Source organism: Kitasatospora sp. NPDC057518 (genome assembly GCF_042802075.1).
Taxonomy (GTDB): domain Bacteria; phylum Actinomycetota; class Actinomycetes; order Streptomycetales; family Streptomycetaceae; genus Kitasatospora.
This window is the reverse complement of record NZ_JBHVEU010000356.1, coordinates 1-9,191: the sequence shown is the minus strand read 5'-3', so window position 1 is coordinate 9,191 and position 9,191 is coordinate 1. Positions and strand designations below refer to the sequence as shown.

The window sequence follows — 9,191 nt, the reverse complement described above, 5'->3', positions numbered from 1 at the left end:
CGCCCCCACCAGCGGCGCCACCGATCTCTCCCTTGCCGCCGTGCCTGATGGCGCCGGGCCCCCCGGTGACACCGGGCTGCCCCGCCAAGCCGGCTGTTCCCGGGGCCCCCTTTCCGGGGGCGACCGTCCGGACATCGCTTCCCGCGCAGCGCGCGCCGCCCGACACGGGAGCCCCGCCGGCGCCCGACCCGCCGGGCCCCGCGGTGCCGCCCAGCCCTCCGCCCCCGCCCAGGCCTCCCAGCCCGGCGGGTTTACCACCACGACCGGAACCTCCCCCTGTACCACCGCGTGCCCCAACACCCGCCTTGGCGGTGCCGCCCGGGGTTCCGTACGCGGCGGCGACAGCGGGAAAGAGAGGACTGTCGCTGGGCCGTACGAGGTACGTCGACTCGCCTCGGGCCGTCGTGACAGCGGGCACGCTGCCGCCCGACGCGCCCGCGACGCCCGCATCGCCGCTTCCCAGGGTTCCGCCGGTCGCCCCGCCCGGCCCGCCCGCTCCGCCCCTGCCGGGAGAGCCGACCGCCCGCGACTTCCCCACCACGATTTCCAGAACGGAACCCGGATTGACGGTGAGCGTGCACTGTACGTAGGAACCCGCGGCGCCCCCACCACCACCGCCCCCGCCGGCCCCTCCCGCCCCTCCTCCGCCGCCGCCACCGCCGGCCCGGTCGTTCGTGGCGAGGGACAGGCCTCCTCCGCCACCGCCCCCTCCGCCACCGGCACCGCCACCGGCGGCCCCGCCCGCCCCGCCCGGGCCCCACGCGTAGGCCGTGACCTGGGTGACGCCCGCGGGCACGGTGAACCTTCCGGAGCGCGTGAAGCTCTGCTGGCCCGAGGCCGCGACCGCCTCCGGCGCCGGCAGGCCCAACGAAACCCCGGCGAGCGTCAACGCGCTGGTGACCGCCACCGAGCGCCAGCCCGCGATCCGGCGCGACCGGCCGGCCGACGCCCCGCACACCGCTCGCCCGCCCCGCCCGTCCTGCACCGCCATGAGCCACTCCCCTCTCACGCGACGACATCACGGACACGCACGGGAGTTGACGCACCCGGCATCGCCGTCACCCGCGGTATGCCCTACTCCGTTCGGCCGCAGAGGAGTGTTCGATCGACTTCACCCGAACGAGGGAGCCATGCTCGTGAAGGTGCCGGCCTCGGCGTCGCCGACGGCCCGGAGCAGGCTGCCGCAAATCGCGGGAGGGGCTGTCCCCGAGCGGGACAGCCCCTCTGCGGGCACGGTTGTCAGCGGGCTCCTACCGGCCGGCCAGCGGGGCCAGGGAGCCGGGGTAGAGGTACTGCTGCGGGGGGATCGTCGTGCCGTGGGCCCAGGCGTCGAAGAAGCCCTTGAGGTCCTTGCCGGAGACCTTCGCGGCGAGGGCCTCGAACTGGGGGAAGGAGGCGTTGCCGTAGGCGTGGTCGGCGGTCCAGCGCTTGAGGGTGCCGAAGAACGCGTCGTCCCCGACGGTGCGCCGCAGGGCGTGCATCATCAGCGAGCCCTTGAAGTAGAGGGCCGGGGCGAGTTCCTTGCCCTGGCCCGGGTCGTACAGCTTGGTGGACCAGAACTCCGGCTTGTTCCGGTTCTCCTGGACGGTGGGGGCGTAGAAGCCGGTGTCGAGGTCGCTGCCCTGGTGTTCGTCCCACAGCTGGTTGGCGTACTGGGCGACGCATTCGGCGATGCAGCCGTCGCGCCAGTCGGTGAACGAGACGCTGTCGCCGAACCACTGGTGGGAGATCTCGTGGACCGCGGCGGCGTCCCAGAAGTAGTTGGTGTAGGTGGGCCGGCTCTGGGTCTCCAGGTCCGGCGCGCCGGTACCCGACTCCTTGGTCCAGCTGCGGACGATGGCGCCCGCGGAGGAGAACGGGTACGGGCCGAACCTGGAGGCCAGGAAGGCGATGATCTCCGGCTGCTGGGCCTCGGTCGCCTTGGCCACGTCGTCGATCGGCACGTCCGGGCCGTAGGCGGTGATGACCGGTGTCCCGTCGGGCAGTTCCGAGCGGTGGACGGTGAACCTGTCGATGGCGACGGTGCTGAGGTACGTCGCCATCGGCTTGTCCTCGCGCCAGCGGAAGGTCGTCGAGCCGTCCTTGCCGGTGGTCGGGCCGGGCCGGCCGTTGCCGATGGCCGTCCAGCCGTCGGGGACGGTCGCGGTGAGCGAGAAGGTGGCCTTGTCGGACGGGTGGTCGTTGGACGGGAACCAGGAGGTCGCGCCGTGCGGCTCTCCCATCGCGTTGACGCCGCCGGACACCAGCTGGTGCCAGCCCTCGGGGTCGGGCTTGCCCGCGTACACGACCCGTACGGCGAAGGTGGCGCCGCCGGCCACCCGGCGGGCGGGCTCGATGTCCAGCTTGTGCTCGCCGGAGCGGGAGAACGACCTGGCCGGGGCGCCGTTCACGGTGACCGAGGCGACCTGGAAGCCCTTCAGGTCCAGGGAGAGGCGGTCGAGGGGGCGCAGGGCCCGGGCGGTGACGGTGGTGTCGCCGTCCAACCGCTCGGGGTGCGCCGGGTCGTAGGCGATCCGGACGTCGTAGTTCGCCACGTCGTAGCCGGTGTTGCCGTCCTCGGGGAAGTACGGGTCCCCGATGCCGGCCGCTCCCGCGGGGGCCGCGGTCAGGGCGACGCCGAGGGCGGTGGCGGCCGCGACCAGGGTGGCGGCCTTGCGGCGGTGGTGGCTCAGTGGTGCGCGCATCTGTGGCTCCTGGAGACGACGGGGAATCAGGGTCGGGCCGTGGCAGCGGAGGCGGCGTACTGCCACACCACGCCGATCAGCGCGTTGGTGCTGGTCGCCTGCGTCGCCGGGTCGACGTTGGCGAGGTCGTCGCACGCGCTGTGGAGGCAGTCCGAGACGCCGCTGCTGAAGCCGGACGTCGGGATGCCGGCCTTCCCGAACGACTCGGTGTCGGAGCTGTCCAGCGGGATGTCGAAGGTGGCGAAGCCCCGGCTGCCGAACCAGTTCTCGAAGGCCTTGAAGGCCGCGGCCCCGCCGTTCTTCTCGTCCTTCACCACGAGGTACTGCTGGAGGTTCTTGCTGCCCGCCTGGTCGAGGTTGAGGTACAGGTCGATGGCCTTGCGGTCACCCTCGGACAGGTTCTTGACGTAGTCCGCCGAGCCGACCAGGCCCGCCTCCTCGGCTCCCCACCAGGCGAAGCGCAGGTGCCGCTCGGGCTTCAGCCCGGCCTTGGCGACCTGGAGGGCGGTGGTCAGGACGGCCGCCGAGCCGGAGCCGTTGTCGTTGATCCCCGGGCCCATCGGGACGCTGTCCAGGTGGGCGCCGGAGAGCAGCACGTGGTCCGGGTCGCCGCCCGGCCAGTCGGCGATCAGGTTGTAGCCGTCCTTGCCGTCGTGGGAGAAGCGGCGCAGCTGCGTCTGGAAGCCGGCCCGGTCCAGCGCCCGCTTCACGTACGCCACCGACTCCGCGTACCCCCGGGTGCCGTGCGCGCGGTTGCCGCCGTTGTGGTCCGCGATCCGTTGCAGGGCCTGGAGGTGCGGCATCACCTCCGCCGCCGTGACGGTCGGCGCGGCGGCGGGAACGGCCGTGGCGGCGGCGGGGGTCGGCCCCTGGGTGGCGGCCGTCGCCGCGACGGCGGGGACGGTGGAGAGCAGCAGGGCCGCCCCGAGGGCGCGGGCGGTGAGGGACACCGGACGGGAGGAGGGCATCAGGCGGGCGCCTTTCGCAGCAGGGTCCGGGGCACGTGCCCCGGCGGATTCCCCCACCCTGGTCCGGAGATGTCAGGAACTTGTCGGGAGGCCGTCCCGAACCGGTGGGGGTGCCCTCCGACGGCGCTTTACGATCATGGTCATGTGCGCACACGTCGTGGTTGCCGAGGACGATCCCAAGCAGGCGGACCTGGTCCGGCTGTACCTGGAGCGGGAGGGTCATCACGTCGTCGTCGTCCACGACGGCCGCTCCGCGCTGGAGGAGGCCCGCCGAGGGCCGACCCAACTCCTGGTCCTCGACGTGATGATGCCCGTCATGGACGGGCTCGACGTCTGCCGCGCCCTGCGCGTCGAATCCGCCGTCCCGGTGCTGATGCTGACCGCCCGCACCACCGAGGAGGACCTGTTGCTCGGCCTCGACCTCGGCGCCGACGACTACCTCACCAAGCCGTACAGCCCCCGGGAACTCGTCGCCCGGGTCCGCGCCCTGCTGCGCCGCGGCTCCCGGCCCCTCCCCCAGTCCCTGCCCCTGGACTCCGCCACGCCCCCGGCCACGCCGACCGCGCCGCCGCCGGGCGTGCTGACCGCCGGGGCCCTCACCGTCGACCCGCTGCGCCACGAGATCACCGCCGACGGACGGCCCGTCAGCTGCACCCCCGGCGAGTTCCGGCTGCTGGAGGTGCTGGCCGCCCAGCCCGGCCGGGTCTTCACCCGCGCCCAGCTGCTGGAGCACCTGCACGGCATCGACCGGTACATCACCACCCGCACCGTCGACACCCACGTGATGAACCTGCGCCGCAAGATCGAGCCCCAACCACGGCGCCCCACCCGGCTCCTGACGGTCTACGGCATCGGCTACAAGCTCGCCGAGGAGCCGCACGGTGCGTCGTGACGCCCCTCCCCGCCGGACGCTGCTGCTCCGGCTGCTCGCCCTCTCCGCCCTGGTCTCCCTCTGCTCCATCGCCGCGACGGCCTGGCTGACGGCCCGCACCACGACGGGCGCGATCCGGCAGGAGCAGCACCAGGTCCTCGCGGACCAGGTCCGGATCTACCACGAACTGCTCGGCTACGCCGCGACCCACCCCGACTGGACGGGCGCGGAGCCGACCGTCCGGAGGCTGGCCGCCGACACCGGGCAGCGCATCCTGCTGGCCACGCCGCGCTTCGAACCGGTCATCGACTCGGCGGCGGCCACACCCACCGCGGCCCCCTCGGCCACCGCCGCCCCGGAGACCGCCGCCGGCCGAACGAACCTGCCCCGTACGCCCACCACCACCGTCGACCCGCTCTCGGTCGACCTCGCGATGCTGCCCGACGCCCCCGCCGACCGGATCGACGCCCGCGCCGTGGGCCCGTTCCGGATGACGGCCGCCGAGCGCGCCGCCATGGAGGAGGCCGCCCGGGACCGCGCCGACTGCCTGCGGTCGGCCCTGGGCGTCGAGGCGACCGTCACCGACGACGCCGCCGGGCACCCCGTGGTGAACGTCCCCGGCGGCCAAGCGGCGTCGGGTGTGCGCTGCGCGTCGCCGCAGGTGCTGGACGCCCCGACCGGAACCGAGAGCGCCGCTCTCGCCGACCTCACCGGGCTGGTCAACGCCTGCCTGGAGCGCCAGCGGATCCGGCCCGTCCAGCTGTCCCTGTCGCTGCGGTGGACCCCGTCCCGCGACCGGGAGCAGGACCAGGTGGTCTCCGCCTGCCTCGCCAACTCCCGTCGCCAGCAGCTCGTCCGGTACGTGGCTCCGCCCGTGCTGCTGTTCGTCGGCGCGCCCTCCGGCACGGCGGAGCCGGCCCCCGTCCTGTCCGCACCCCACCGCGGCCGGGTCGTCGAGGTCGCCGCGCTGGTGCTGGCCGTCACCGTGGCGATCACCACCGCGGTCGGACTGCGGCTCTCCCGGCCGCTGAACGCCCTCACCCGGGCCGCCCGGCGGATGGCCGACGGGGACCTCTCCGCCCGGGTGACCGCGACCGGCCGGGACGAGATCGCCGGACTCGCCGCCGCCTTCAACGCCATGGCGGAGCGCCGCGAACAGCTGGAGGAGCTGCGCCGCGCGATGGTGGGCGACATCGCGCACGAGCTGCGAACCCCGCTGAGCAACATCCGCGGCTGGCTGGAGGCCGTCGAGGACGGCGTCGTCACCGCCGACGGCGCCCTGACGAGTTCGCTGCTGGAGGAGGCCCTGCTGCTCCAGCACCTGATCGACGACCTGCGGGACCTGGCCGCCGCCGACGCCGGCGAACTCGCCCTGCACCGCGAGCCGGTGGACGCCGAGGACCTGCTCGCCCAGGCCGCCACCGCGCACGGCGCCCTGGCGCAGGCATCGGGCGTGACCCTGGTCGTCGACACGGACACCGCCACGGCCCGGTACGAGCTGTCCGCCGACCCGGTGCGCCTGCGCCAGATGGTCGGCAACCTGGTGGCCAACGCCGTCCGCCACACCCCGGCGGGCGGCACCGTCACCCTGCGGACCCGGCCGGAGGCCCACGCCCTGCTCATCGAGGTCGCCGACACCGGCAACGGCATCGCCCCGGCGGACCTGCCGCTGGTCTTCGAACGGTTCTGGCGGGCCGAGAAGTCCCGCAACCGCCAGAGCGGCGGCAGCGGCCTCGGCCTCGCCATCGTCCGCAAACTCGCCGAACTCCACGGCGGCGCCGTCCACGCGGCCAGCACCCCCGGCACCGGCTCGGTGTTCACCGTACGCCTCCCCCGCACGGCGTCAGGGACGGGCAACGGCACGGTCTCCGAGGTCACCGGCCGTCCCGCTTGACGCCCCGCCCGGGTGGCGGGAGGCGAGTTCCGCCTTCCGGGTGACGATCGCCTTCGGACCCGACGACCGCGCCTCCCCTGGTTGACCAGGCTCGACGGACGCACGCCAGGGGGTGATGCGGGAACACACCCGGTTGCGGCCGGCGTCCACCGGACCATCGCGCTCCGCGTGTGAATGAATACGGATCGTTCCGCTTCCTTCACCTCGGCTCCGATGAAAGGGCACAGCCATGCCTTCGGCCACGCGCAAGACGACGGGAACTCCAGTGGTACGGCGGCTGGTCGCCGCCGCGGCCGCGCTGGGCAGCTGCCTGGCGCTCGCCGGTCCGGCGGGCAGCGCCGGCGCGGCGTCCACCGTCCCCGTACCGACCGTCTTCTTCGGCGACTCCTACACCGCCAACTACGGCATCGCCCCCCTGAACCACGAGGACAGCCCACAGGTCTTCTGCTTCCAGGCGAAGGAGAACTACCCCGCCGTCGCCACCAGGCGCCTCGCGGACAAGGGCGTCACGCTCGACGTCCAGTCGGACGTCTCCTGCGGAGGGGCCCTCGTCCGTCACTTCTGGGAGAAGCAGGAGCTGCCCTTCAACCTCGGCGAGGTCCCGCCGCAGCAGGACGCGCTCAAACCCGACACCCAGTTGGTCATGGGCAGCCTGGGCGGCAACACGGTGGGCTTCAACCGCATCCTAAAGCAGTGTTCCGCCAAGCTCCGCGGCAATGAGGGGGTCCTGCTGCCGGGAACACCGGTGGACGAGGACGTGCCGGCCGCGACGTGCGGCGAGTTCTTCACGTCCGGAGACGGAAAGCAGTGGCTGGACCGGCAGTTCGAGGAAGTCGGGTGGGAGCTGGAGGAACTGCTCGACCGCATCGGCTACTTCTCCCCCGACGCGAAGCGCGTCCTGGTCGGCTACCCGAGGCTCGTGCCCGCGGACACCGCCAAGTGCCGGACCGCGGCACCCGGTCAGACCGAGCTGCCGTTCGCCGACATCCCGCAGGACGCCCTGCCGGTCCTGGACCAGATCCAGAAGCGGCTGGACGACGTCATGAAGAAGGCCGTCGCCGATGCCGAGGGCGGCGCCGACTTCGTGGACCTCTACGGCCACACCGGCGGCAACACGGCGTGCGACGGCGCCGACCGGGGCATCGGCGGCCTGCTGGAGCCCTCCCTGGTCAAGCTCGGCGACACGACGCTCCCGTGGTACCTGCACCCCAATGAGAAGGGCCGCGACATCCAGGCGACGCAGGTCGCCGACAAGGTCAAGGCGATCCTCGGCCGGTAAGGGGCACTCGACCCGAGGGGCTGGACGTACCGGTGGCACCGGAAACCGTCATACCGGGGTAGCACAGCGGAGTTGGCACCTCTGTATGACGGCGTCCGCCCCGCCTCGCCCGTACCGTCGCCCGTGTCGAAAGCGACGACGGAAACCGAACGAGGGGGAAGCGACGATGAGCGGGCGAGGACGGGCCGTGGCGGCGGTGCTGCTGGCGGCGACGGTGACGTTGGGTGTGGTCGGCGCACCGGGCGCGGTGGCGGCGCCGGGGCCGGGCGCCGGGCAGCAGGCCAGGGCCTGGCTGCCGCAGCCCACCGGGCCGTACCCGGTCGGCACGACGTCCCTGCAGCTGACGGACGACCGCCGGGACGATCCCTGGAAGCCCGGGCAGCACCGCAAGCTGATGATCAGCCTCTGGTACCCGACCACCCGGGCCGCCACCGGCGACGACCGCGCGCCGTACATGGTCCCCGCCGCCGCCGAGCACTTCGGCAGCGACGGGAGCGTCGGCCAGGGCGACTACCGGTTCGAGCCCGGCCGCACCGACTGGGCGGGCATCCGCACCCACGCCCGCGCCGACGCGCCCGCCCTCCCCGGTGGCAAGCGGCCCGTCGTGCTGTACTCGGCGGGCTTCGGGGACCCGCGCACCTGGGGCACCGGCCTGGTGGAGGACCTCGCCTCGCGCGGCTACGTCGTCGTCACCGTCGACCACACCTACGAGGCCTCCGAGGTCGCCTTCCCCGACGGGGACCTCGCCACCTCCGTCTTCCCCGCGCTGCTGGCCCAGCCCGGCCTCGACATGAGCGCCCTCCTGCGCAGGATGCTGCAGAGCCGGGTCGACGACACCCGCTCCGTCCTGGACCGGCTCGACGGGCTGCGCCACGACGAGCGGCTGCCGGCCGGCCTCGCCGCCTCCCTCGACCTCGACCGGATCGGCATGGTCGGCCACTCCGGCGGCGGCTCCGCGGCCCTCCAGACCATGCACGACGATCCGCGCCTCAAGGCCGGCGTCAACCTCGACGGCCAGCTGCACTTCTCCAACCCGGACGGCTCCGGGGTCCAACTGCCCCTGCCCACCGCCGCCGAGGACGGCCTCACCCGGCCCTTCCTGCTCATGGGCACCCAGGACCCCGAATCCGGCAGCTACCACCGGCAGCCCGGCTGGGACGCCCTGTGGCGGCACAGCACCGGCTGGCACGCCGACGTGACCCTCACCGGCTCCCGCCACGGCTCCTACACCGACGCGCAGTCCCTGCTGCCCCAGCTCGCCCGCCAGGGCGCGATCAGCGGGACGGACCTGACCGGCGCCGTCGGCGACGTTCCCCCGGACCGCGCGGTGTCGGCCACCCGCTCGTACGTCGCGTCGTTCTTCGACCGCTGGCTGCGCGGCCACGACGACCACCTCCTGGACGGCCCGTCGCCGCGCTTCCCCGAGATGGTCTACGAGCGGTAGCGGCCGCCCCGGGTGTCGGGGGCGGGCCGGTCAGAGCGCCTCCCGTAGCGC

The 9,191-nt window shown here is 73.7% G+C and carries 6 protein-coding genes; 4 read left to right on the top strand and 2 right to left on the bottom strand.

The features are described 5' to 3' along the window. Nucleotides 1-1,250: 1,250 nt before the first annotated feature. Both ACFU7Z_RS29265 and ACFU7Z_RS29260 read right to left on the bottom strand, forming a co-directional pair. Nucleotides 1,251-2,684 carry a M1 family metallopeptidase gene (locus ACFU7Z_RS29265; protein WP_380780743.1) on the bottom strand — a complete coding sequence of 478 codons (1,434 nt, stop codon included), beginning with the start codon at nt 2,682-2,684 and terminating at the stop codon, nt 1,251-1,253. A gap of 26 nt (nt 2,685-2,710) precedes the next feature. Next, entirely contained in the window at nt 2,711-3,652 is a 942-nt protein-coding gene (locus tag ACFU7Z_RS29260) for a M20/M25/M40 family metallo-hydrolase (protein ID WP_380780741.1), read from the bottom strand. Between the two features lie 142 nt (nt 3,653-3,794). Here ACFU7Z_RS29260 and ACFU7Z_RS29255 point away from each other — a divergent pair, with 142 nt between their 5' ends. The 4 genes from ACFU7Z_RS29255 to ACFU7Z_RS29240 all read left to right on the top strand — a co-directional run bounded on the left by ACFU7Z_RS29255 (nt 3,795) and on the right by ACFU7Z_RS29240 (nt 9,140). Then, nucleotides 3,795-4,544, top strand: coding sequence for a response regulator transcription factor (locus ACFU7Z_RS29255; protein WP_380780739.1), 750 nt, complete (start codon nt 3,795-3,797; stop codon nt 4,542-4,544). Continuing rightward, nucleotides 4,534-6,417, top strand: coding sequence for a sensor histidine kinase (locus ACFU7Z_RS29250; protein WP_380780737.1), 1,884 nt, complete (start codon nt 4,534-4,536; stop codon nt 6,415-6,417). Before ACFU7Z_RS29255 ends, ACFU7Z_RS29250 begins: the two co-directional genes overlap by 11 nt. Before the next feature lie 229 nt (nt 6,418-6,646). Beyond that, nucleotides 6,647-7,696: an SGNH/GDSL hydrolase family protein gene (locus tag ACFU7Z_RS29245; protein WP_380780735.1), complete on the top strand. Its 1,050-nt coding sequence runs from the start codon at nt 6,647-6,649 to the stop codon at nt 7,694-7,696. Nucleotides 7,697-7,862: 166 nt separating this feature from the next. Continuing rightward, nucleotides 7,863-9,140 carry an alpha/beta hydrolase family protein gene (locus ACFU7Z_RS29240; protein ID WP_380780733.1) on the top strand — a complete coding sequence of 426 codons (1,278 nt, stop codon included), beginning with the start codon at nt 7,863-7,865 and terminating at the stop codon, nt 9,138-9,140. The last annotated feature ends 51 nt before the right edge of the window (nt 9,141-9,191 follow it).

What these genes read in the sequence shown, in the direction of transcription:
- ACFU7Z_RS29265 (WP_380780743.1), bottom strand. Translation starts at nt 2,684, where the DNA reads ATGCGCGCACCACTGAGCCACCACCGCCGCAAGGCCGCCACCCTGGTC.
- ACFU7Z_RS29260 (WP_380780741.1), bottom strand. Translation starts at nt 3,652, where the DNA reads ATGCCCTCCTCCCGTCCGGTGTCCCTCACCGCCCGCGCCCTCGGGGCG.
- ACFU7Z_RS29255 (WP_380780739.1), top strand. Translation starts at nt 3,795, where the DNA reads ATGTGCGCACACGTCGTGGTTGCCGAGGACGATCCCAAGCAGGCGGAC.
- ACFU7Z_RS29245 (WP_380780735.1), top strand. Translation starts at nt 6,647, where the DNA reads ATGCCTTCGGCCACGCGCAAGACGACGGGAACTCCAGTGGTACGGCGG.
- ACFU7Z_RS29240 (WP_380780733.1), top strand. Translation starts at nt 7,863, where the DNA reads ATGAGCGGGCGAGGACGGGCCGTGGCGGCGGTGCTGCTGGCGGCGACG.